The sequence below is a fragment of the Micromonospora sp. WMMD967 genome (assembly GCF_029626165.1).
Taxonomy (GTDB): Bacteria; Actinomycetota; Actinomycetes; order Mycobacteriales; family Micromonosporaceae; genus Micromonospora; species Micromonospora taraxaci.
On sequence record NZ_JARUBK010000001.1, the window covers coordinates 2322395 to 2346185 of the forward strand.

Consider the following 23791-nt stretch of genomic DNA (forward strand, 5'->3'; position numbering starts at 1 on the left):
GCTCACCGGGGAGTCACCGCCTCGATGGCCGCCGACAACTCGGCCGGCACGTCGACGCTCAGGTGCCGGCCCTCGGCCACCACCAGTCGACCGTCCACCACGACCTGCTCGACGTCGGCGGCGGTGGCGGCGAAGAACGTGCCCACCGGCGGCACCCCGGCGGTACGCGCGCTGTCCAGCCGTACCGTGACCAGGTCGGCGCGCGCGCCGACGGCGATCCTTCCGGCGTCGGCCCAGCCCAGCGCGGCGTGCCCGGCGGAACTGGCCGCCGTCAACAGGTCCACCGGTGTGAAGTGGCCGCGTCGACGGGTACGCAGTCGCTCGTCCAACTCCACCGCCCGGGCCTCCTCGAACAGGTCGATCACGGCGTGACTGTCGCTGCCGAGGCTCAGCCGGATCCCCGCTTCGGCCATCAGCCGGGCCGGGCCGATGCCGTCGGCGAGGTCCCGCTCGGTGGTCGGGCAGAGGCAGACCCCCGTCCGACTGTCGCCGAGCAGGGTCAGGTCGGCGCTGGTCGGGTGGGTGGTGTGCACGGCTGTGGTGTTCGGCCCGAGCACGCCGTACTCGGCGAGCAGCGCGGTGGGCGAGCGCCCGTGCACGGCCCGGCACTCGTCGTTCTCGGCGGGCTGCTCGGAGAGGTGCACGTGCAGCGGTGCCTGCCGCTCGCCGGCCCACTCGGCGACCGTGGAGAGCTGGTCGGCAGGGACCGCCCGCACCGAGTGCACGGCAGCGCCGACCCGGACGTGGGCGTCCGTCGGCTGGAACGCCCCCGCCCGCTGCGCCCAGCGGGAGGCGTCCCCGTCGCCGAAGCGCCGCTGCGGGCCGGCGAGGGCCTGACCGTCCACCGTGGACGTCAGGTAGCAGGTGTCCAGCAGTGTGAGCCGGATCCCGGCGTGCGCGGCCGCCTCGACCAGCGCCGCGCCCATCTCGTTCGGGTCGTCGTACGCGCCGCCATCGGGTCGGTGGTGCAGGTAGTGGAACTCGCCCACGCACGTGACCCCGGCGAGCGCCATCTCCGCGTACACCGCGCGGGCCAGGGCCAGGTACGTGTCCGGGTCCAGGCGGTCCGCGACGCCGTACATCTGGTCCCGCCAGGTCCAGAAGTCACCCCGACCGCCGTGGGTACGCCCGCGCAGCGCCCGGTGGAAGGCGTGCGAGTGCGCGTTGGCCAGGCCGGGCAGGGTCAGCCCGGGCAGTGGTACGGCGTCCGCGTACACGTCGACGCCGGCGTCCGGTCCGTGTGCTCCCAGCAGCGGCGTCACCGCGGTGATCCGGCCCTCGTCGACCTCGATCAGCACGTCGGGCGTGGGTTCGGCGTGCTCGGGCAGCCAGGCGTACTCCGCCAGCCAGCGGGTGGTGGTCACCGACATGTCAGCTCCTCCAGCACCCGGGCCAGCGCTCGTACCCCGGCGGCGCAGTCGTCGTCGGTCGCGGACTCGGCGGGGGAGTGCGACACCCCGGTCGGGTTGCGTACGAAGAGCATCGCGGTGGGCAGGTGCCCGGCGAGCACCCCGGCGTCGTGCCCCGCGCCGGTGGGCAACACCGGCGCGTCCAGCAGCGTGGCGAGGCGCTTGGCCAGCCCACCGTCGAAGGCGACCAGCGCGGTGGCCGACTCCTCGGTGACAGTCACCGCCGTACCGTCGCGGCGGGCCCGTTCGGCGAGCTTGCCGCGTACCGCGTCCACCAGGCCCTCCAGCGTCTCCTGGTCGGCGGCCCGGGCGTCCAGCCAACCGGTCACCTTCGACGGGATCGCGTTCGTGGCGTTGGGTTCGACGGCGACGCGCCCCACAGTGGCGTGCGCACCGCGCAGCCGGGCCTCCTTGTTGGCGGCCAGCACCGTGAACGCGTAGGTCAGCATCGGGTCGCGGCGGTCGGCCATCAGCGTGGTACCCGCGTGGTTGCCCTCCCCGACCACGTCGAAGCGCCACCGGCCGTGCGGCCAGATCGCGCTGGCCACCGCGACCGGGGCGTCGGTGTCGACGAGCGCGCGGCCCTGCTCGACGTGCAACTCGACGAAGGCGCTGAACCGGCCCAGCACCTCCGGGCGGGCGCCCGCCGGCCGGTCGCCGAGCGCCTCGGCGAAGGTCACCCCGGCCGCGTCGCGCAGGCCCGCCGCGCGGTCGGGCGGCAGCGCCCCGGTGAGCAGCCGCGACCCCAGGCAGGGTACGCCGAAGCGCGCCCCCTCCTCCTCGACGAACGCGCCCAGCACCAGCGGCCGGTCCGGGGTTACCCCGGCGGCGCGCAGCTCGTCCACGGCGAGGAAGGCGCTGACGATGCCGAGTGGCCCGTCGTACGCCCCGCCGTGCGGCACCGAGTCGAAGTGGCTGCCGGTCAGCACGGCGTCCTCGCCCTCCGGGTCACCCCAGTGGGCGAAGAGGTTGCCGTTGCCGTCCTCGGTGACCGGCATGCCGCGACGCTCGGCCTGAGCGCGGAACCAGGTCCGCAGTTCCAGTTCCGGCGCGGTCAGCGCGTACCGCAGGTAGCCGCCGCTGTCGGCGTCCCGCCCGATCGGCGCGATCTCGTCCCACAGGGCCCGGAAACGGGCGGCGAGGTCGCCGGTCACGGCACCTCCGTTGTTCGCGACTGCGGGGCTCCGCTGCGCTGCACTGCTCGCGCTCACGGCATCTCCGCCATCGGGATGCGGACTCCGGTTCGGTCGGCGACCTCGCGGGCGCTGTCGTAGCCGGCGTCGACGTGCCGGATCACGCCCATGGCCGGGTCGTTGGTGAGCACCCGTTCGATCTTCTGACCGGCCAGGGCGGTGCCGTCGGCCACGCAGACCTGCCCGGCGTGGATCGACCGGCCGATGCCGACGCCACCGCCGTGGTGGATGGACACCCAGGACGCGCCGCTGGCGGTGTTGACCAGTGCGTTGAGCAGCGGCCAGTCGGCGATCGCGTCGGAGCCGTCGGCCATGCCCTCGGTCTCCCGGTACGGGCTGGCGACGCTGCCGGTGTCCAGGTGGTCCCGGCCGATCACCACCGGCGCGGAGAGTTCACCGGAGGCGACCATGTCGTTGAACCGCACGCCCGCCCGGTCCCGTTCGCCCTGGCCGAGCCAGCAGATCCGGGCCGGCAGGCCCTGGAAGGCGACCCGCTCACCGGCCAGCTTGATCCAACGGGCCAGCGACTCGTTCTCCGGGAACAGCTCCAGGATGGCCCGGTCGGTGGCCGCGATGTCGGCCGGGTCGCCGGAGAGCGCCGCCCACCGGAACGGGCCCCTGCCCTCACAGAACAACGGCCGGATGTACGCCGGCACGAAGCCGGGGAAGTCGAAGGCCCGCTGGTAGCCGCCCAGCTGCGCCTCGCCCCGGATCGAGTTGCCGTAGTCGAACACCTCGGCGCCGGCGTCGAGGAAGCCGACCATCGCCTCGACGTGCGTCGCCATCGACGCACGGGCCCGGTCGGTGAACTCGGCCGGCTTCGCCGCGGCGTAGTCCCGGGCGTCGGCCAGCTCGACCCCCACCGGCAGGTACGCCAGCGGGTCGTGCGCGCTGGTCTGGTCGGTCACGATGTCGATCTCGACGCCCCGACGGAGCAGCTCCGGGAAGACCTCGGCGGCGTTACCGACGACGCCGACGCTCAGGGCCCGACGGTCCCGCTTGGCCGCGAGGACCCGGTCGACCGCGTCGTCCAGGGAGTCGGCGACCTCGTCCAGGTAGCGGTCGTGCACCCGGCGGTCGAGCCGGGTGCGGTCCACGTCGACGATCAGGCAGACGCCGTCGTTCATGGTGACCGCGAGGGGCTGCGCGCCGCCCATGCCGCCGCAGCCGGCGGTCAACGTCAGCGTGCCGGCGAGGGTGCCCCCGAACCTCTTCGCGGCGACCGCGGCGAACGTCTCGTAGGTGCCCTGGAGGATGCCCTGCGTGCCGATGTAGATCCACGAGCCGGCGGTCATCTGCCCGTACATGGTCAGGCCGAGCTGCTCCAGGCGGCGGAACTCCGGCCAGGTCGCCCAGTCGCCGACCAGGTTGGAGTTGGCCAGCAGCACCCGGGGCGCCCACTCGTGGGTGCGCATCACCCCGACCGGGCGGCCCGACTGCACCAGCATCGTCTCGTCCTCGCGCAGGTCGGTGAGCGTGCGGACCAACGCGTGGTACGACGGCCAGTCCCGTGCCGCCTTCCCGGTGCCGCCGTAGACCACCAGGTCGTCGGGGCGTTCCGCCACCTCGGGATCGAGGTTGTTCATCAACATCCGCAGGGCGGCCTCCTGCTGCCACCCGCGGGTGGTGAGCTGGCTGCCCCGTGCGGCACGGATGGGCTTGGTCATCTCTGGCTCTCCTCCGGTCATCCGAGGAACAACTGTCGGCGGGCCGCCGAGGCTTCGAACGCCTCCAGTCGGCGCTGGGTGTCGGCCGGCGCGGCGTCGCAGATCGCCTGCAACAGCACCATGGCCAGGGTCATCGGTGCGGTGTGCAGGTCGAACACGAGCTGCGCGCCGACCGCGGCGGGCAGCACCACGTGGGCGTGCTCGGTGGCCGGGCTGACCGGTGAGTCGGTGATCGCCACCACCGTCAGCCCGGCGGCGCGCGCGTCACGCAGCGCGTCCAGGGTCTCCCGGGGATAGCGGGGGAGGACGAAGGCGAGCAGGGCGGACGCTCCGGCCTCGGCCGACTGCTCCAGCCGATCGGTGAGCAGACTGCCGCCGTCGTCGAGCACCCGTACGTCCGGGTGCACCTTGGCGGCGAAGTAGGCGAAGTACGCGGCCAGCGGCGCGGCGGCGCGTAGACCGAGCACCGGCAGCGGACGGCTCTCGGCGAGCAGCCGCCCGGTCTCGGCGATCCGGTCCCGGTCGGCGAGCTGACCGGCCAGCCGGTCCAGGTTGCCCATCTCCGCGCGTACCGCCTGCTGGAGTTCGTTGCCGGCGTCCGCCGACCCGCCCGTCGTGCCGGCGGTGAGGTCGCGCAGCCGGCGGCGCAGCGCCGGGTACCCGTCGTGCCCGAGTGCGACGGCGAACCGGGTGACCGACGGCTGACTCACACCGGCGAGGTCGGCGACCTCGGCGGCGGACAGGTACGCCACGGCGGGTGCGTGCTGCACGAGGCAGTGCGCGATGCGGCGCTGGGTGGGTGTGAGCCGCACCCCGTCGAACAGGTCGAGCACCTGATCCACCGATGCCGCCGTCGCTCCTTCATTCACTCCGCGACTCTATGCATCAAAACTTTCAGTCGGCAAGGGTTGGCGCAACCCCCTGTTCTCCTGAGCTGTCGCACGGCCGACCGGCGGGCCGCTGGGATGGCGTGGGCTCTGTAGGATCCGCTCGGCGGTTGAGCGGAGGAGTGGGATGCAGGCGGAGAGCCCATACAGGTATACGCATATGTTGGGTGCGTGCCAGGTTGGCAAGGCCTGGGCCGCGGTCGACAAGGAAGGCCAGTTCGCCACAGTGGCCGTGTTGGACGGCGCCGCCGCGGCCGACGAACGGTGGCGCGCGGCGTTCGGTGCGGCGGCCAACGCGTTGGCCCAGGCCGCCGGCGGTCACCCCTACGCGGATGCCGACCTGTCGGCAGCCCACCCCTGGGTGGCCTACCGGGCCAACGAGGGGCACGCCCCGCAGCGGCTCTTCCAGAGCCTCGGCCTGGACTACCAGCCGGTGCCCGACCTGCCGGTCTCCGCGCCACCAGCCTCGGCGCCGCCCGCCTCCGCGCCGCCGGTGTCCGGCGTGCCGCAGCAGGTCAGTGGGCCACCGACGCCGGTCTCCGGTACGCCCGAGCTGGTAGAGCACCCGCCGCAGCTTCCCTGGGCGATGCACGCGGCACCGGTCTCCGGGCAGCCCGTCTCCGCGTCTCCGCAGCCGGTCTCCGGCGCGCAGCCGTATTCCGCGCCGCCAACCCGGCCGGTCTCGGCCGCCCCGCAGTCACCGGCGTACGCCGGCAACGCCGCTCCGGTATTCGACCCGTTCCCCACCACCGAGGGCCGGCGGATCGCACCGGTGGCGCCAAAGCCGAAGCGGCCGAACTGGATCCTGATCTCCGGTGCGCTGGCCCTGGCGCTTCTCGCTGGAACCGCAGGCTTCTTCGTCGGTCGCAGCGGTGCCGAGGGGACCGCCCCGCCCTCGACCGAGGCCACCCTCGCACCGTACGAGGCGATGCAGGCGTCGATCAACCGGCCCCTCTTCGATGGCCTGCTCGCACCGTTGGCCGAGCCCTGGCTGCCACGGATCGGCGGCTGTGTGGTCTACAACGATCCGGGCGCACCGAAACTGTCGACCAACGAGGAGCGGCACGTCTACTGCCCCTACGGCGTGGTGTGGCTGCACTTCGCGCAGTTCCCGGGACGGAGGCAGAAGGACGCCGCACGCGACACCCGTCGGCAGCTCAACGCGGCGGGCGGCGCACTGGCTCCCGGGCTGCGCGAGGCGACCCATACGACGGGTGGCGTGACTGCCAAGCCCGGCACCTACATCGAGTACGCGTACAAGGGCGACGACGGCCGGACGATCTGTGGACTCTGGTGGGACCGGGACGATGTCGACGGCGCGTTCTACCTGGAGACCCCGTGTGACGGGATCGACAACAACTGGGACGCCCTACGCGACCTGTGGCGCCGAGGCAGCTGAGCAGGGCCGAGCCGGCCCGGTTCCGCGAACTGGCAGCCCCGGGCCGGTCACTTCTCTCTGATCAGCGCGACGGGCTCCACGCCCGCTGTGACCTCTTCCACGTGGTAGTCGACGAGTACCGATCGCCACGCCTCGAGTTCCGCGTCGGTGACGTGGGAGCGGATCAGCCAGATCCGGGCCCCGCCGCGCCGTCCTGCCAGCCGTAGCGCGTCGTCGAGGCCAGTACGGACGGCCGCCGCGTCGCGGCCCGGAACGACGACGACGTCTGACCGCGTAGGCATGGCGACCCACCAACCCACGGCATTTGAGTAGGGGGTGGTCAGCTCGACCGGGTCGTGTTCGGAGTAGTACGCGAAGCCGTACCAGGCAAGGTTGCTCATGACGACGACGTCGTTCCGGGAACGGTGCTCGGCCACGTAGCGCGTCGCGAACCGAATGTCAGTAACGGCGATCGCGGTGTAGTAGGTCTCGGGATTGTTTCCGTTGAACCGGTACCAGTGACCGTTGTGGACCGCGAACGACGCGAGCAGGACGGCGGTCATGGCCGCTGTCACCATGGTGGGCCGCGCCGCTGGCAACACGCGGTGGACAAGTGCGGCCACCAGTCGGGCGAGGCCGGCTACCCCGAGGCCGCCCGCCGCCGCCGTGCTGACCAGCAGGAAGTGGGACGTACGCAGGTCCAGCAGCGGATAGACCCTCGCGACCCCCAACGTCACCGCCGCGATCGGCAGCAGGACCACCGCGGTCGCGGACACCGGCCGCCCCTGCTTCGCGAGGGTCAGCACCCCGGCGACGAACAGGCCGAGGATCACCAGCCCGGAGGCGCCCATCCACGGGGTCAGATCCTCCATCTTCTGCGACAGATAGTCGGGCAGTTCACCGAGCGTCGGGAAGCTGTCGGCCCAGAACTCCTGCATCGCCTCGTTACGACCTCGAACGGAGATGGCCAGGTAGACGGCTGCGGCGGCAACCGCGCCACCGACTGCGGCTGCCACCACCTCACGGAAGCGGGACCACTGGCGCCGGATCGCGGTCACCACCAGCAGACTTCCGAAGACACACGGCGCGACGATGGCGGTCACGTGGCTGAACAGCATCCCGACGGCCACCGCTCCCGCGACGACCCCCAGCCGCCGGTACGACCACCGCTTCTCGGTCCAGGCGACCAGAGCGAGAAGGCCCACCGTGACGGCGGCATCGGCCGTGTACTGCTTCAGGTCGTGGCGAATCTGCTGGATCGGCAGGAGCAGAACGGCGGTTGCGCAGACCAGGCCCGCCACCGTTCCCATCCGGCGTGTCGTCCACCCCAGCAGGCGACCCCAGGCGTACGCGCCGACGAGCCCGAGGCCGTGGAAGGCGAGCGTCACCACCCGCAGGTAGTCGGGGTCCGGGACCAGCCGGAGGAGGAAGGTCCACCCGATGGGGGTCGACGACGTTGCTACCGGCAATTCGGCGAGCGGAAACCGTACGGACAACGCCACCCATGCCTCGTCGAGCCAGTACGGCGCGGAGAGCATCGTGCGGACGTCGTGCACAACCGGGATGGCGGCGAGCAGGACGGCGACGACGGCCAAGTCCGTACGGGTCGGTCGACGACGCTTCACCGGAGCCGGCAACGGGCCACGATCGCTCACGTTCCTGGTCATGAGTTGCGCGACCACGATGCCTCCCATCCTGGAAGTACGGACCATCGAGCGCTACGCACAATTCTGAGAGCTTGACGCGGTGACACTGTCCGCCGAGCCGGTTGCAGGAGCGCGGCCACCTTGCGGTGTCGTCATCTCATCGGATTGCTCACGCAGCCTGCGCGGCGCCCAATCCTTGAGGCGCAGCGCGGGCCGCTCCACCAGATGCCAGGAGAGCATCGCGAGTCCCACACTGACCAGGGTGCTGGCAACGAAGAAGCCGACCAGGCCGAGCGCCTGCACCCCGGTCTTCGCCATGACCTGCTGTACGACGAAGGAGTAGATGTACAACCCGTACGAGTAGTCGTTGTTGTTTCCGACCCGGTGCAGCGCCTTCGGCAGCCGCACGGCGAGCCAGAGAACGGCGTACGCGTAGGCGAGCAGCGCCGGGCCGAAGAACACCCCGTGTGCCGCGAGCCCGCCGGAGACCAGGACGGCAAGCACACCAAAGAGGTCGTTGATCAGTAGGCGGTCGCTATACAGCTCAGCTGTCCCGCCGGCGAGGAACATGAAGCCGTACCAGAGTAGAGAATCCTTTCGAAGCGTGCCGAGCATCGGCAGCGGTCCGATCTCCCCCGTCAGCCAGATGCCCGGCTCTGCGTTGCCATGACGGAACTGGTTCCAGCAGAGAACACCGAACATGGCTAGCAACGCAAGCAGTGGAATCCAGCGGAGTTGACGGCGGAGGATGGTGAAAACGGACAAGACGGCGACCAGCAGGTAACAGAAGATCTCGTAGGCGAGAGTCCACAATGACCCGTTGAGAGTGTTCCCACCCTGCCACCGCCAGTACGGCGTGTCGCCCTGCAACAGGTCGGCGATCCCGAACTGACGAAGGCCCCCCCACCAGTTCTGTCGCAGATAGTCGAAGGCCCCGTTGGGACTCCACCACAGGCCTGCGACCGTCCCGTGCCGTTCGAAGAAGAGCACGGGCGCGACAACCACGGCGGTGAAGAGGAGGCATACCCACAGGCCGGGCCAGATCCGCAGGGCGCGGTGCCACAGGAAGCGAGGAACCGAGCTGCGCCTAGCGGAACGGACGATCAGAAAACCGGAGATGGTGAAGAAGCCGGCCACTGCCACGGCACCAAGATCGACGCGCTGCATGAGCGGACGACCAAAGCCGAGAGCGGCCGAGTGGGACAACACCACGGCGAGCGCGAACGCAAGCCGAAGAGCGCCAAAGCTGTTCGCGCGCCTGTCGTAGGCCTCGGCGAACGGCCGCGACACCGTCGCACGCCGCACCGGGCCTGGTAGGAAGGAGAGCAACGAAGGTCGCCTGCGCTACCTGGCTCCTGTGGAGCTGGATGGCGAGGGCACCGGCTCACCCGGAACCCTTTGAGTTGGCACCGACGAGCCGATCAGGCGTGCCGCCTGCCGGTTGCGCCGCGAGGCCAGCGGCAGCCCGACGAGGAACTCGGGAAACATGCCGAAGAAGGTTCGGGCGCTCTGTAGTTCCAGCGTGTGCGCCCGAGACCACTGGAACGAGTTCGTCGCGCGCGCCCAGTGATGCGTCCACCGGACGTCGCCGGTCAGGGCGACAGGCATACCCTGTCGCCACGCCCGCAGCCCGAGCTCGTGGTCCTCGTAGTAGAGGAAGAACTGCTCGTTCCACCCGCCCATCGCCAGGAAGTCGGCGGTGCGGGCGGCGACTGCGGCACCCATGGCCCAGGCGACGTAGACCGTCTCGCCGGGCTGGGCCATCACCCGGTAATTTGCATGCATCCGGGACAAGGGCCAGATCTTCCGGTTGCCCAGCTTGGCGGTGGCGTAGGGGAACCCCCGGCCGTTGGGCTGGGGAGTCCCGTCGGTACCGATCAGCTGAGGAGCCACCAGGCCGCCGTGGGTGTCGAGGTGCTGCTTGAGCACGCTCATGCCGTCCGGGTCGATCTCCAGGTCGGGATTGGCGAACACGACGTATTCACCCGCGGCCTGGCGTACCCCGACGTTGTTGGCCTTGGAGAAACCCACGTTCTCCGGTAGCCGGATGACCCGGGCACCCAACTCCTCGGCCACGACGACCGAGTCGTCGGACGAGGCGTTGTCGACGACGATCCACTCGTAGGGCTTGGCCCCTCGCCAGCACCGGCGGAGCGTGTCCGCCGAGTTGTAGGTGACCGTTACGACAGTCCACTGGTGTGCTGGCATCATGCTCTCCGAGTTGTCAGGTAGCTGTAGAGGGACGCGAAGCCGAACCGCTCGCCGTTCCATTGCCGCCTGGCGGTCGCGCTCTCCATCAGTCCTCGCGCGATGCCGCGAAGGAACGGCCGGAGCAGGCCTTGACGGATGCGCCGGGCGGCGAGCGCGAGGTGCGCCAGGGCTAGTACCGGCATCGCGATGAGCATCAGCGGCCAGGTGAATACCCGGGCCGCGACCAGGAGCCGGTTTCGGGCCAGCAGGAAGGCTCGGAAGCCTTGGAGCTTGTTGTCACCTTCGACGCTGTGCCCACCCGCGTGCGGGAGGATGACGTCGAGTGCGCGGGTCCGCCTGCCTGATGCGTAGAGCCGGTAGGCCAGATCGGCGTCCTCGCCCCAGGCGAAGAGGTGTTCGTAGAAGCCGCCGAACTGATGGAACAGTTCGGTCGGGAAGACAGCTGCGCCACCCGACGGGCCCAGCGGTCCCCGCGTCACGGTGGATGTCCGGTCGATGAAGAGCGAGATCGGATTGACGTCGATGCCGACGTACTCGCCGCCGTGCATGGCCAGACCGACAGCGATCGGCGTGCCAGGGTCCTCCGCGATGGCGGCGCACACCCGTGCGAGTGCGTCGTCGGGCAGCCACACGTCGGGGTTGAGCAGCAGGACGTGGCTCGTCTTCGCGGCGGCCACGGCGCGGTTGCAGCCTGCCGCGAAACCGGGATTCGACGAGTCGGGAAGGTACTCGTACCGCCCGTCGTCCAGCCAACCGGCGATGACCTTCTCGCAGCCGTCCTCGGGCCAGTTGTCCGCGAAGATGAACCGCACCGGGAGCCCTTCGGCGCTGCGAACCCAGGTGGGCAGCGTCTGGGTCAACATGTCGTTCGAACGATAGAGAACGGTGACGACTGTCAGCGCTTCATCCACTCCGGGATCCACCTCATCGGTTTGCTAAGTAGGTACAGGGCAACAAGGCCAGGAGCGAGGGCCAGCCAGAACGGTTGGACCACCGGATAGAGCTCGTAGACGCCGAAGGTCGCGAAGTAGATGACGAACGCCCGGGTCAGGTGATGCGCGGGGCTCCAGGCGGACGCGAGCCGACGGTCGATGACGCCCACGCTGAGGCCCAGAAGACCGAGGAAGATCACGGCTCCGATCGGCCCGTAATCCAGTAGGGGTATGGCGACGAACGTCGCGGTGTTCATGTAGAACGGCTTGCTCAGACCGGCGGTGATGGCGTACAGGTCTGCCGGCCCGAAGAGCCGCTCTCCCACCGAGCCGGTGAAGGTGATGGTGTACCGCCCCCAGGTAGGCGGATGCTGCTCGCGCACTTCCCACAGCCGCCCGAACGTCTCGACGGAGCTGCTGAGCGACAGGTCCAGCGACCCGACGCTGGCGTAGAGCGGGCTGGCGCCGTACTGCGCCCGGAACTGGTCCTCGAACTGCCCCGTGCCGGCGAGCGTCCGTTGGCCGCCGAGGAAGACTGCCGCGCCTACCGCGACCGCTCCGATCATGAGCACCACGAGCGACACCCGCAGCCGGTTCTTCGGGCTGATGGTCGCCGAACGGCGCACCGAGAGTGCAGCTACCAGCGGGGGCACGATACCCAGCAGAACGGAGTTCTTGCTCGCGCCCAGAGCCGCGCCGAAGGCGAAGATGACGACGAAGACGACGTACGCCCACCGTCCCTCCGCCTTGCCGGTGAGCGCTCGGAGCAACGAGACCGCCAGCCCGATCCCCCAGAACTCCGAGAACAGCCCGGTGATCAGGTTGGATCGAAGTCTGACCGCCTCCCGCGCGGCGTCCGGGTTGTCGGCGAACAGCGGCGGTACGTCACCACGAAACTTCAACGCCGCGCCGATGACGGCGAGCAGGAGCAGGAAGAGCACGAAGACCCGGAGTCGGCTCTCGGCGGGCCAACGCAGTTCGGCACGTTCGGATTCGAGACCGGTACGGCCCTGAGCCGGGCGCGTCGTCACGGCCGGCATGACGACCGTCTTCGCGGTCGGCGTCGACTCGACCGTCTCCGCAGTCGGCGTCGGCTCCTCGGAACGACTCCTGGCTGCAGCGAGTCGACGGCCGAGATACCAGGCACCGAGGAAGCAGGCGGCGTAGAAGCCCAGGACCGGCACCGCGGCGGGGCCGGCCGGGGAGTCGTACGGCCCGGGAATGGTGAGGACGGCGAGGAAGACGAAACCCCAGGCGGCCGTGCAGATGGCGAGCCACATGTGATGGCGGAAGAGGAGGGCCGCCATCGCGAGGAATGCTGCCGCGACACCGAACTCGACGTCCCACAGGAAGACCGCCACGACGGCGACGACCGCTACGACCCACGGCACGAGTGCCGGGAAGCGGTTGGGTGTGACGGTGCTGGTCGTGGGGGTCACAGGAGGGACCTGTACAAACTCTGCCACCGCTCCACACACCTGTCGAAGGCGTACTCCTGGGCGTACCACTCGGCCACCCGCTGCGCCTCGTCGGCCGCGCGGCGACCGACGGCCTGCCGAATGGCGCCGGCCAGCGCGGCGGGCGCGAGGTCCGCCTGGAAGGCCAGCGTCCCCGTCGCGTGCCGGGTGACCTCGGCGAGGCCGCCGGCCCCGGTGTGCACCACGGGTACGCCGAGGGACAGCGCCTCCAAGGCGCTGAGCCCGAACGACTCGACCCGGGACGGCACCACGAGGCAGTCGATCTCCTGGAGGAAGTCCGCAGCCGTGACCCGGCCGACGAGTTCGAGGTTCGGCTGAGGGGTGATCGACACGGTGCCGGCGCCGGCGACCTTGAAGTCCAACTCCGGGAGGAGACCGGCGGTGTCGGACAGGAGGTCGACGCCTTTCTCCTTCTCCAGTCGGCCGAGATAGCCGACCACCGGCCGGCGACCCGGCTCCGGTGTGTGCGCGGGCTTCGGGCTGGGCCAGGTGACGGGCAGCGGGTTCGGGATCAGGTGGATGTTCTTGACGCCGCCACGGTCGCGCAGCTCGGAGGCCTCGAACTCGGAGACCGCCACCGTCGCGTGTGGACGGGCCCGACGCATGGCCAGGTCCAGCGTGATGTTGGACTGGATGAGCGCCTTCTGCTGGAACGACCCGGCGGTGTCCCGGTACTGCCACAGGCTGTTGTGCAGGGTGACGACGAGCGGGATCCGCCGGCGCCCCATGCTCAGCGCCGCCCGCGAGTGCATGGCGGCGGACAGCAGGTGGGCGCAGACCACGTCCGGCTGCACCTCGTCGACCAGGCGGCGGATCTCCCGCGCGTAGGCGAGGTCCACGCGACTGGTCGCGCTGAGCCCGATCCACGGCACCCCGGCCTCACGCAGCGCGTAGCCCACCTCGTCGTCGGACGTCGCGGCGATGACCTCGACGCCGGTACGGGCGTGCGCCGGGATGATCTCCGTCAGGATGCGTTCCGCGCCGCCGAGCTGCCGCCTGCCGGAGCCGCCCGTCGTGCAGACGAACAACACCTTCATCAGGGACGCAGCCCTTCGACGGCACCGCGTGCGATGGCGCGACGAACCGGGTTTCCGCCCACCGCCGCGCGCAGCAGGACGCCACCCACGTACGCCGTCGTGGCGATGCGGGCACGCCGCCCGCCCATGGTCCGGCTCGCCCGGATGAACTCCCGGGTGCGACGTTCCGAGATCTCCTCCTCGGACCAACGCCGCTTCGCGGTCGCGTCGTCCTCGTGCATGATCACGGCCTCCGGCACGTACGCCAGTCGCAGGCCCTGCTGCCGCACGGCCCAGCAGAGGCGCATGTCCTCGGAGTAGAAGAACGAGGTCTCGTCGACACCGCCGATGGCGTCGAAGGTGCTGCGGCGCATGGCGACGAAGGGCCCGGTCAGCCAGTCCGCCTTCTCCGGCGGCGCGACGATCCGCAGGTTCGGCAGCACCATGCTCAGCCCGGTGGCGTGGGCGAAACCGACACCCAGGCCCAGGAACCGTCCGCCTTCGGTCTGCGACACGCCCTCCGGCGTCACGACCCCCGGGAAGGCAGCGCCCACCTCCGGGTCCTCCAGGGCGGTCAGCAGTCGGGCCACGGCATCGGCGTGCACGATGATGTCGTTGTTGGAGAGGATGACGTTTGCCCGGCTGGTGTGCCGCACACCGAGGTTCATGCCCCGCGCGTACCCCAGGTTCGAGCCGGACTGGACGTACCGGACCCCCTGCTGGGCGCAGAACTCGCTCAACGACTCCTGAATGTGCAGGGAGCTGCCGTTGTCGACGACAACGATCTCTGCCTCCGCCGGCAGCGACAGGACACAGGCGCGGGTGCGCTCAAAGTCCTCCCAGGCGAGGACAACAATCGAGACATCCATGTCATACCGTCCCATGATTCGGCGACTGCGCTCGTCGCAGGCTTGCTCGGGAAGCGAAAGCGTGCACGGCGTAGGCGAGTGTCGAGGCGATGGCGGCCCCGACCACACCCGCCCACGGGATGATCGCAAAGTAGGCGGGAATCGCGAACGCCAGGGTGATCATGGCGACCACGGTGGTCGCCCGCTCACCCCGTCTCTTGAGCAGCAGGGCGCTCCAGCTCTTGCCGGCAGCGGTTGCCAGCGAGCCGGGCAGGAGGACGAGGCCGAGGATCCAGGCGTGCCGGTACTCGGGCTGGAGGTAACCCAGCACGCCGAGCCCGAGGACCGCGGCCAGGGCGACCGGCAGAGCCGCGGTGACCACGGCCCTGGTCGGGTCGGGCCCGTCGGTGCCGTCCCGGCTGGCCAGGATCCGCTGCGCCCGAACGACGGCACCGGCCTGCGCGAACTCCAGGGCGGCGACCGCCAGGGCGTACACACCGAGAGGACCGGCCCCGACGAACCGGGCCACCAGGATCTGGTTGAACCGGAGCGTCATCATCTGGGCGAAGATCCCGAGGTGGAGGTTGCCCACGGCGGCCAGGTCGGCGCGGTAGTCCAACGCGGTCGCCTCCGCCCGGGGCGCCCGCCCGATCCGGCGCAGCATGCCCAGCACCAGGCCGCAGACGGCCAGCGCGCTGACCCACTGGACGACGAGCCAAACCATGCTCCACAGGCCGCCGTCGAGGTAGCCGGCGAAGTACAGGGCGACGTAACCACCGACCAGGACCGCCCCGCTCGCCGCGCGCAGCGAGTAGACGGCCATGAAGCTCTTCTGCCGCAGCGCGATCGACGAGACCGTGTTGAAGATCGTCAGGCCCGCCGCGGACCCCACCCCGACCAGGTAACTGCCGATCCCGGCCACCGCAGTGAGAACGGCTGCGGCGACGACGGAGAGCAGCACCGAGGCCGCCAGCATCGCGAGGACCCAGGGGCGGCCCCGGGAGAAGACCCAGCCACCCGGACGGGACAGGAGGAACGTGTCCAGGGACAGACCACCGACGGCCGCGCCCAGGGTGGCGCTGACCATGTTCGCCGAGAGTTCACCGCGCTCCGCCGGAGGCAGAGCCACCGACAGGACCGCCGCCAGGCCGGTCAGGCCGAGCGCGCCCATGTAGAGACGCTCGGGGGCGATGAGCCGCCGCAGCAGCCCCACGATGCGGGGTTTCGGGGGTGGATTGGTGTCTGGACCCGGCGATGGCCGAGCAGCATTGACCAGCGACACGCTGTTCTCGCCCCCGTTTTTTCGACACGTTGCAGTACGACGAGTCACACGTCGCTGGCACTTTCTACCCGAACAGGATGACGCCTGCAATCGCCCGGGCGGCCCTATCCGAGGGTGCCAAAACACCTGCCGTCGTTGACGAACGGTCGGCGTAGACTTCCCGACCCGTGAGGATCCTCGTCACCGGCGGAGCCGGATTCATCGGGTCGGAATACGTTCGCCTGTTGCTGGGCAAGCCCCTCGGCAGTGCCGACGGCGTGCCGCCACTGGAGCCGACGGTCGTGACCGTGCTCGACAAACTGACCTACTCGGGCAACCTGGCCAACCTCGACCCCGTCCGCGACGACCCGCGGCTGCGGTTCGTCCAAGGCGACATCTGCGACCCGGTCGTGGTCGACGAGGTCGTCGCCGACCACGACGTGATCGTGCACTTCGCCGCCGAATCACACGTCGACCGCTCCATCGCCGGCGCCGCACCGTTCGTCACCACCAACGTGCTGGGCACCCAGACCCTCCTCGACGCCGCGCTGCGCCACCACACCAGCCGCTTCGTGCACGTCTCCACCGACGAGGTCTACGGCTCCATCGACGAGGGCTCCTGGACCGAAACCTGGCCCCTGGCCCCGAACTCCCCCTACTCCGCCTCCAAGGCCGGCTCCGACCTGCTCGCCCTGGCCTACCACCGCACCCACGGCATGGACGTCGTCGTCACCCGCTGCTCCAACAACTACGGCCCCTACCAATACCCCGAGAAGGTCATCCCGCTGTTCGTCAGCAACCTCCTCGACGGCGCCACCGTCCCCCTCTACGGCGACGGCGGCAACATCCGCGACTGGCTACACGTCCACGACCACTGCCGCGGCATCGCCCTGGTCCAACAGAAAGGCCGCCCCGGCGAGGTCTACAACATCGGCGGCGGCACCGAACTGACCAACAAAGACCTCACCGGCCGCCTCCTGGACGCCTGCGGCGCCGGCTGGGACCGCGTCGTCCCCGTCACCGACCGCAAGGGCCACGACCGCCGCTACTCCCTCGACATCACCAAAATCCACCAGGAACTCGGCTACAGCCCCAGCATCACCCTCGACCAGGGCCTCGCCGACACCGTCGCCTGGTACCGCGACAACCGCGCCTGGTGGGAACCGTTGAAGGCGGCCCCGACCGCATGATCTGACAGCGCCGGGGGTGGCGCCGACGGGTTACGAACCGTCGGTGCCACCCCCGGACTGTCTCGGTCTGCTCAGCGACCGCCGGCGCGGAAGACCTCCGAAACCGTACGGAGCACCACCTTGACGTCCAACCACAGCGACCAGTTCTCGATGTAGTAGTTGTCGAACCGGGCCCGGTCGGAGATCGGAGTGTCGCCGCGCAGGCCACTGACCTGAGCGAGCCCGGTGAGCCCGACAGGAACGCGGTGACGTGACGCGTAGTTCGGGTATTCGGCCGAGAACTTCTCCACGAAGTACGGCCGCTCCGGCCGTGGCCCGACGACGCTCATGTCACCGCGCAGGATGTTCCACAGCTGGGGCAGCTCGTCCAGCGACGTCCGGCGCATGAACCGGCCGATCGGACCGACCCGGTTGTCGTGCGCGATGGACCAGTTGGTCTGGGACTCCTGCTCGTTCACCGGACGCATCGAACGGAACTTGATGACCTTGAACGGCTTGCCGTACCGGCCGATGCGCTCCTGGTAGAAGAAGATTCCCCGGCCCCCGTCGATGAACGTGGCGATGGTGCAGAGCAGCAGCACCGGGCTCAACAGGATGAGGGCGATCGCCGCGAACAGGATGTCGGACGCCCGCTTGATGGCCCAGCGGGGGCCGGACAACGTGATGTCGCCGATCTTGACGATCGGGAACGCGCCGATGTGGTCGGGGTAGCCGCTGTGCGAGCGCGAACCCCAGAGCCGGGGCACGGCCCAGAGGTCACAACGCGAGCTGCGGGGCTGGAGCAGGGTCTCCATCAGGGTCAACTCGTGGCAGTCCGGGTCGGCAATGATCAGGACTTCGCACTCCGACAGCCGGACCAGGTGTTCCAGATCGGTCAACGTCCCGCTCAACTGGAGCACCCCGTTGTCCTGACGTGACGGAGCGTCGACACAACCCACGAACCGCAGACCGTACTGCGGGTAGCGGCGCAGCAGCCGGGCGAGTTCGATACCGATCGGCCCGCCGCCGACGATGATCGCGTTGTGTTCCGCCCACCGACGCTTACGGGACAGGACGGTGAACGCCCTGCTGGCCGCCCGCCCGAGGATCACCAGCAACGCCGACAGCGCGACGCCCCGCATGAATCCACCCACGTACGCCACCGAGGCGTGCCGCTCGGCCGCGATGATGGCCACCACCGAGGCGGCGGCCAGCAGTCGCCCACTGAGACTCGGCAACTCGTCGAGAATGCTCACGTGCCGACGCGGCCGGTAGAGGCCGCCGACGGCGAAGAGGAACACCGTCAGCACGGCGTTGGCGATGGTCCCGCGCCAGTAGCTCTGACTCAGCGCCAGCGGAACGAGCAGCGCCACGACGTCCACCGGAGCGACCATCATCCACGCCCGCAGCCACCGCGTCCGCGACGACGTGCGGGACCTGGCGTACGGCAGGACGGCGGTGGTGCCGAGGCCGGGCACCTCGGGCGCGGCCTCTGGCTCCCGGGACTGCGGAACGGGTGGGGCGCCGCCACCGTAGAGGCGGGCCCCGTCACCCGGCATGTCGAGTTGTCCGCCGCCGTACGGGGGCGTGGACGGATGGCTGGTCGCCGGCTGGCCTGACACTTGTGGACCTCCCCGTGAAAGCCCTCGGTCACGCGTCCCGACCAGAAGGGCGACCGAACTCTACGATCGGCCGAGGCGCGCCACCATGGCCGGCAAGACAGTTCCCGCTCCTACTTTGCGGCGGACAGGATCTCCGGAACGTTGTCGTTGCGGACTGCTTCGAACACCTTCGCGGCCTTCTCCTTGTCGACCAGGACCACGCTCTCGCTGCCCATCTGGCCGGTGCCCTTGACGGGGCAGGTGAGGAACGTCAGGTTGCCGCTGCGCAGGTCGCGCATCTCGGACGCGAGGTCCAGCAGGTTGAGCTTCTTGTCCACGGCGACCGCGTCGGCCGTGGCCTTGACGAACGAGTTGAGTTTGGCCGGGTTGGCCAGGGTGCCGCCGGAGGCCGCCTTGTCGAGGATCGCCTTGATGACCTGCTGCTGGTGCCGGATCCGGGCGAAGTCGCCGTCGGCGAAGGCGTGACGTTCGCGTGCGTAGTCGAGCGCGGCCGCCCCGTCCATCTTCTGCTTGCCGGCGTTGAACGTCCGGCTGCCGTTCAGCGCGTAGAGCGTGGTGAAGCCCTTCTCCACCTCGATGTTGATGCCGCCCAGCGCGTCCACGATCTCCTTGAAGCCACCGAAGTCGACGATTGTCACGTGGTCGACGCGCACGCCGGTGAACTTCTCCACCGTCTGCACCATCAGCGGAACGCCACCCCACGCGAACGACGCGTTGATCTTCGCGTCGCGACCGCCCCGGCCGGTGGACGACTTCGGCACGCTGACCCAGCTGTCCCGGGGGATCGAGATGAGCTGTGCGCTGGAGCGGTCCTTCGGGAGGTGGGCCAGGATGATCGTGTCGGTGCGGGAGCCGGACTCGTTCTCCGGGTCGCGGGAGTCGCTGCCCAGGATCATGATGTTCATCGCGCCCTTGGCCTCGGCGTGCACCTGCGGCCGGTCGGCCTCCGGTACGCCGTCGAAGGCGTCGACACGTTCGATGCCGGAGTTGATGGATCGGAAGTACAACCCTCCGCCGATCATGCCGATGCCGCCGAGCATCGCGATCACCACGAACGTGATCAGGGCGACCTTCTGCCAACGGGGGCGCTTCTTGCGCGCCTTCCTGGTTGGTTCCGATGGCTCCTGCGCCGCGATGAACTGGGTTTCGGGTTCCGCGTACTCCTGGCGATACTGCATGCCGCGATGCTACTGATTACGGGTTACGCTCACGTGCCCCCGCCTGGGCCGTACGGTTTCACATCCTGACCAAAGAAACTTTTTGCTCGGACGTTCGCCTGAACCTGGTATGAAGCAGCGGTGGACGCTACGCAGCTGCGCCGAGCCATCGCCCGTACCCCACTCGCACCCGTCGCCGCGTTTCCCAAGCGGCTCGCCCGGGTCGCCCGCCACGACGCCAAGGTGCTGCGCATCTCGGCCCGGTGGCTGGTCACCTCCCGGGAGCATCACAACTACACGTACGAGCTGACCAAGCTGAGCCGTCACCACCTGGCCTGGTTCGTCAGCATGGTCTGCGACCGCCCGGTCCAGCAGGTCCGGGGCTGGCTTGACGAGATCGAGTCCGACCAGGCGCTGCGCCACCACATCGAACAGACCACCGCCGGCGCGGCCCGCCGCGGTCTCGCCGACAAGAAGGTCCACTACGCCCGGCGGGTCGGCTGGTACGCGATCGTCCGGGCCACCCGCCCCGCGCACATCGTGGAGACCGGCGTCGACAAGGGGTTGGGCACCTGCGTCCTGGCCTCCGCCCTGCTACGCAACGCACAGGAGGGGCACCCGGGTCGGGTCACCTCGCTGGACATCAACCCCGAGGCCGGCTACCTCGCCGCCAGCGAGCCCTGGTCCGAGGTCGTCGACCTGGTGATCGGCGACTCGATCGCCTCGATCGGCGCACTGGACCGCCCGGTCGACCTGTTCCTGCACGACAGCGACCACAGCCGCGCCCACGAGAAGCGCGAGTTCGACGCCGTGGAGCCGAAGCTCGCCCCCGGTGCGCTCTTGCTCACCGACAACGTCACCAGCACCAACGTGCTCGCCGAGCACGCCGAGCGCACCGGCCGCCGGTTCCTCGCCTACCGGGAGAGCCCCGCCAACCACTGGTATCCGGGCGACGGCATCGGCGTGGCATGGTGACCGGGTGCGGCTGACAGCGATCCACACGTACCCCGTCAAGGGTTGTCACCGGCTCGACCACGACGGCGCGTTCGTGCAGCCGTGGGGCCTGGCCGGCGACCGGCGGTGGATGGTCGTGGACGCCGACGGCGTCGGCGTCACCCAGCGCAACACCACAAGGCTGGTCGGCCTGCGCGCCACAGTGCGTGACGGCGGTCTGACGCTGCACGCCGACGGGCAGCCCGACCTCGACGTGCCCGAACCGGCCGGCGGCGAACCGGTCCCGGTGCGAACCTTCCGCAGCCGTACCTTCCCGGTCCCGGCCCTGGCGGCCGGCCCGGCGGCCGACGACTGGCTCGGCGGGCTGCTCGGCCGACCGGTCCGGCTGGTCTGGCTGGCCCAACCGACCCGCCACCTGGCCGCCGGGACCCGCGAACACGACACCGGAGACCAGGTCACCTTCGCCGACGCCTACCCGCTGCTGCTGACGAACACCGCTTCCCTCGACGCCCTGAACGACTGGCTGACCGAGGCGGCCGAGGAACCGGTGCCGATGACCCGGTTCCGGCCCAACCTGGTGGTGGACGGGGCTCCGGCCTGGGCCGAGGACGACTGGGTGGGCCGGGCCCTGCGCATCGGCGACCTGCGCTTTCGTGCCGCCGGGCCGTGCGACAGGTGCGTGGTGACCACAACCGACCAGGAAACCGGGGTATGCACCAAGGAGCCGCTGCGCACACTCGGACGACACCGCAACGTCAAGCAGAAGCTCCTCTTCGGCCTCAACCTGGTCCCGGTCGACAGTGGACAGCTGGCAGTGGGAGACGCCGTCGTGATCGCACCCTGACCGAACCCGCTATCGAGACGCGCCGATCACCGTCCGTCGATGCTGTCTTAGCTTTGGCTTAGCGGGCTTGTCCCTCCGCGCCCAGGTCCGGCAGCATCGCCGTCGTGACGGACGTCAGCGCGGTCGACATCGACATCGACCTGGACCACGCTCCCCAGGAGCAGCAGGCGTCGTCGTCCCGCTCGATGCCCTGGCTGGTCGCCACCGGCGTCACAGTCGTCGCGGCGGCACTCGGACTCACCCTGACCCTGCGGTCCGGGTCCGCCCCGGCCTGCGCCGCCGGCCCCGCGCTCGCCGCCGCGCCACCCACCGGCACCGCCACGCACAACGGCAAGGCGACCTTCTACGACTCGAAGGGCGCCGGCGGCAACTGCTCGAACCCGGCGGCACCCGCCAATCGGCTCTACGTGGCCCTCGGCCCGACCGAATACGCCGCCGGCGCCGCCTGCGGCGGATTCCTCGACGTGACCGGCCCGAAGGGCACCGTCCGCGTGCTGATCATGGATCAGTGTCCGGAGTGCGCGCCGGGGCACCTCGACCTGTCCCGCGAGGCGTTCGCCCGGATCGCCGACCCCGTCCAGGGACTCGTCCCGGTCACCTACCGCGCGGTGGTCAACCCGCCGCTGCCCGGACCGCTCACCTTCCGGATGAAGGAGGGCTCGTCGCAGTGGTGGTTCGCCGTCCGCGTCGGAAACCACGGCAACCCGTTGCGGTCCGTCGAGGTCCGGCAGGGTGACAGCGGCGCGTGGCGGTCGGCCGCCCGGCAGGACTACAACTACTGGCTGATAACCTCAGGGGCCGGGCCCGGTCCGTTCACCATCCGCGTCAGCGACGTGTACGGCAACCGGGTCACCGTCGGCGGCATCCGGATGGCGCCAGGTCAGGTGCAGAACAGCACGGTCCGGATGTACGGGCGCGGCGCCGTCGCGGCCACGCCGCGCGCATCCGCGTCGCCCCGCCCATCCGGCAAGCGGCCCACCGTCGCGCCGACACCGGCCCGTCAGCCGGTCGAGGTGGCGAAGGCGAGCGCTTCAGCCACCGGCACGCCGACCGCCCAGCCCGCTGCGGCCAACGCCCGCTGGTGCGGCTGACCAAACCCCGACGCCCGCGAGCCGGTCACCCCACACCCACACCCACACCCGCGCGCCACACCCGCGCGCCACACCCGCGCGCCACACCCGCGCGCCGCGCCCGCGCGGCCAAGATCCGCGCGGCCAAGATCCGCGCAACTTCCCTGATGTTGCTGCTTCCGAACGGCGGGAGACAGCAACATCCCTGATGTTGCGCGGATCTTGGTGGCGGACTCGCGGCCCGGGCACGCGGCGCGGACTCGCGGCCGGGACTCGCGGCCCGGCCGGGCGGAGCGGCCTAACGCCCGGCCGCCGGTGCTTCGGGTGCTACTGCCGTTGCGGCGCCAGGTCCAGCCACATCAGGATCTCGTCCCGGTCGTCGCCGGGTGCCACCCGCAACGCGCCCGGCAGGCGGCCGATCTCCCGGTAGCCGAGACGGTCGTAGAACTTGTCCAACCCCAGCCCGTCGCGGACCGTGACGTGCAACGCCTCGTGGCCGAACTGCCGGCCCAACCGGGCCGCCTCCGTCATCAGCGCCGAGCCGTAGCCGGTGCCCTGGGTGTCCGGGTGGACCATCACCCGCTTCAGGACACACCAGTGCGCCTTGAGCGGGAAACGGTTGTCACCGAAGACCAGCATTGCCACGAGTCGGTCGCCCGAATACGCCACCAGCAGCCGGTCCGGCCCGTCGGCGATCCCGGCGAAGGTCGGATCGGCGAGGACGTGGACGTCAGCCGCCGTGACCGGCGGCACGAAGCCGACAGCGCCACCGGCGTTGCTGACGTCCGCCCAGAGGTCGACGATCTCGGTGCGCAGTCGTGGGGTCAGGTCGGGGTCGAGGACGAAGCGCAAACTCACGCCCGCCATCCTGACCCGACGACCAGGCCCGCGACCTGCGACAGTGACGCGCCCGACAATTGCGCGCTGGTGCGGGAAGCGTGTTGACCTGTGCGGGAGAGGGGATTCGAACCCCCACATCCTTCCGGATACAGGTTCCTAAGACCTGCGCGGCTGCCGTTACGCCACTCCCGCCAACTCGCTGAGTCTAG

At 70.2% G+C, this 23791-nt stretch carries 20 protein-coding genes and 1 tRNA gene; 5 read left to right on the forward strand and 16 right to left on the reverse strand.

Translation table 11 applies throughout. The features are described from left to right. Nucleotides 1–2: 2 nt before the first annotated feature. The 4 genes from O7631_RS10915 to O7631_RS10930 are packed head-to-tail and all read right to left on the reverse strand — an operon-like array spanning nt 3 to nt 5138. Nucleotides 3–1370, reverse strand: a complete 1368-nt coding sequence (locus tag O7631_RS10915) for a formimidoylglutamate deiminase (protein ID WP_278144139.1) — start codon at nt 1368–1370, stop codon at nt 3–5. After that, nucleotides 1361–2563, reverse strand: a complete 1203-nt coding sequence (locus O7631_RS10920) for an allantoate amidohydrolase (protein WP_278144140.1) — start codon at nt 2561–2563, stop codon at nt 1361–1363. Before O7631_RS10920 ends, O7631_RS10915 begins: the two co-directional genes overlap by 10 nt. A 53-nt stretch (nt 2564–2616) precedes the next feature. Then, the gene (gene hutU, locus O7631_RS10925; RefSeq protein WP_278144141.1) at nt 2617–4269 is read right to left on the reverse strand and encodes a urocanate hydratase; all 1653 of its coding nucleotides are present in this window, start codon (nt 4267–4269) and stop codon (nt 2617–2619) included. 17 nt (nt 4270–4286) lie between these two features. Further along, nucleotides 4287–5138 (reverse strand): MurR/RpiR family transcriptional regulator, encoded by an 852-nt coding sequence (locus O7631_RS10930; RefSeq protein ID WP_278144142.1) that lies wholly within the window; start codon nt 5136–5138, stop codon nt 4287–4289. 178 nt (nt 5139–5316) lie between these two features. Between O7631_RS10930 and O7631_RS10935 the strand changes: the two genes are divergently transcribed. Next, nucleotides 5317–6555: a hypothetical protein gene (locus O7631_RS10935; protein ID WP_278144143.1), complete on the forward strand. Its 1239-nt coding sequence runs from the start codon at nt 5317–5319 to the stop codon at nt 6553–6555. 47 nt (nt 6556–6602) lie between these two features. Here the strand turns inward: O7631_RS10935 and O7631_RS10940 are convergent, their stop codons facing one another. Genes O7631_RS10940 through O7631_RS10975 form a run of 8 tightly spaced genes read right to left on the reverse strand, consistent with a single transcriptional unit; the run spans nt 6603 to nt 15878 of the window. Further along, complete coding sequence (locus O7631_RS10940) at nt 6603–8216, reverse strand: hypothetical protein (RefSeq protein ID WP_278144144.1); 1614 nt, start codon at nt 8214–8216, stop codon at nt 6603–6605. Nucleotides 8217–8252: 36 nt separating this feature from the next. Continuing rightward, nucleotides 8253–9470, reverse strand: coding sequence for an acyltransferase (locus O7631_RS10945; RefSeq protein ID WP_278144145.1), 1218 nt, complete (start codon nt 9468–9470; stop codon nt 8253–8255). A 54-nt stretch (nt 9471–9524) separates the two neighbouring features. Continuing rightward, nucleotides 9525–10388 carry a glycosyltransferase family 2 protein gene (locus O7631_RS10950; protein WP_278144146.1) on the reverse strand — a complete coding sequence of 288 codons (864 nt, stop codon included), beginning with the start codon at nt 10386–10388 and terminating at the stop codon, nt 9525–9527. Continuing rightward, a complete protein-coding gene (locus O7631_RS10955; protein WP_347403501.1) occupies nt 10388–11314 on the reverse strand; it encodes a glycosyltransferase in 927 nt (308 codons plus the stop codon). Before O7631_RS10955 ends, O7631_RS10950 begins: the two co-directional genes overlap by 1 nt. Next, the gene (locus O7631_RS10960) at nt 11287–12762 is read right to left on the reverse strand and encodes an O-antigen polymerase (protein ID WP_278144148.1); all 1476 of its coding nucleotides are present in this window, start codon (nt 12760–12762) and stop codon (nt 11287–11289) included. Before O7631_RS10960 ends, O7631_RS10955 begins: the two co-directional genes overlap by 28 nt. After that, entirely contained in the window at nt 12759–13838 is a 1080-nt protein-coding gene (locus tag O7631_RS10965; protein WP_278144149.1) for a glycosyltransferase family 4 protein, read from the reverse strand. Before O7631_RS10965 ends, O7631_RS10960 begins: the two co-directional genes overlap by 4 nt. Beyond that, nucleotides 13838–14686 carry a glycosyltransferase family 2 protein gene (locus O7631_RS10970; protein ID WP_278144150.1) on the reverse strand — a complete coding sequence of 283 codons (849 nt, stop codon included), beginning with the start codon at nt 14684–14686 and terminating at the stop codon, nt 13838–13840. The genes O7631_RS10965 and O7631_RS10970 overlap by 1 nt, the downstream gene beginning before the upstream one ends. Nucleotide 14687: 1 nt before the next feature. Continuing rightward, the gene (locus O7631_RS10975; protein ID WP_278144151.1) at nt 14688–15878 is read right to left on the reverse strand and encodes a hypothetical protein; all 1191 of its coding nucleotides are present in this window, start codon (nt 15876–15878) and stop codon (nt 14688–14690) included. 236 nt (nt 15879–16114) lie between these two features. Here O7631_RS10975 and rfbB point away from each other — a divergent pair, with 236 nt between their 5' ends. Next, nucleotides 16115–17116: a dTDP-glucose 4,6-dehydratase gene (gene rfbB / locus O7631_RS10980; RefSeq protein ID WP_278144152.1), complete on the forward strand. Its 1002-nt coding sequence runs from the start codon at nt 16115–16117 to the stop codon at nt 17114–17116. Between the two features lie 71 nt (nt 17117–17187). Here rfbB and O7631_RS10985 read toward each other — a convergent pair whose 3' ends face one another. Next, the gene (locus O7631_RS10985; protein WP_278147906.1) at nt 17188–18492 is read right to left on the reverse strand and encodes a sugar transferase; all 1305 of its coding nucleotides are present in this window, start codon (nt 18490–18492) and stop codon (nt 17188–17190) included. Nucleotides 18493–18827: 335 nt separating this feature from the next. After that, the gene (locus O7631_RS10990) at nt 18828–19757 is read right to left on the reverse strand and encodes an LCP family protein (RefSeq protein ID WP_278147907.1); all 930 of its coding nucleotides are present in this window, start codon (nt 19755–19757) and stop codon (nt 18828–18830) included. A gap of 258 nt (nt 19758–20015) precedes the next feature. On the opposite strand from O7631_RS10990, the gene O7631_RS10995 reads away from it, so the two are divergent. The 3 genes from O7631_RS10995 to O7631_RS11005 all read left to right on the forward strand — a co-directional run bounded on the left by O7631_RS10995 (nt 20016) and on the right by O7631_RS11005 (nt 22763). Further along, entirely contained in the window at nt 20016–20849 is an 834-nt protein-coding gene (locus O7631_RS10995; protein ID WP_278144153.1) for a class I SAM-dependent methyltransferase, read from the forward strand. Between the two features lie 4 nt (nt 20850–20853). Beyond that, nucleotides 20854–21672, forward strand: a complete 819-nt coding sequence (locus O7631_RS11000) for an MOSC N-terminal beta barrel domain-containing protein (protein ID WP_278144154.1) — start codon at nt 20854–20856, stop codon at nt 21670–21672. 104 nt (nt 21673–21776) lie between these two features. Further along, nucleotides 21777–22763, forward strand: coding sequence for an expansin EXLX1 family cellulose-binding protein (locus tag O7631_RS11005; RefSeq protein ID WP_278144155.1), 987 nt, complete (start codon nt 21777–21779; stop codon nt 22761–22763). Between the two features lie 306 nt (nt 22764–23069). Here O7631_RS11005 and O7631_RS11010 read toward each other — a convergent pair whose 3' ends face one another. Both O7631_RS11010 and O7631_RS11015 read right to left on the reverse strand, forming a co-directional pair. Further along, nucleotides 23070–23600, reverse strand: a complete 531-nt coding sequence (locus O7631_RS11010) for a GNAT family N-acetyltransferase (protein WP_278144156.1) — start codon at nt 23598–23600, stop codon at nt 23070–23072. 91 nt (nt 23601–23691) lie between these two features. Beyond that, nucleotides 23692–23774, reverse strand: a tRNA-Leu gene (locus tag O7631_RS11015). Between the last annotated feature and the right edge of the window lie 17 nt (nt 23775–23791).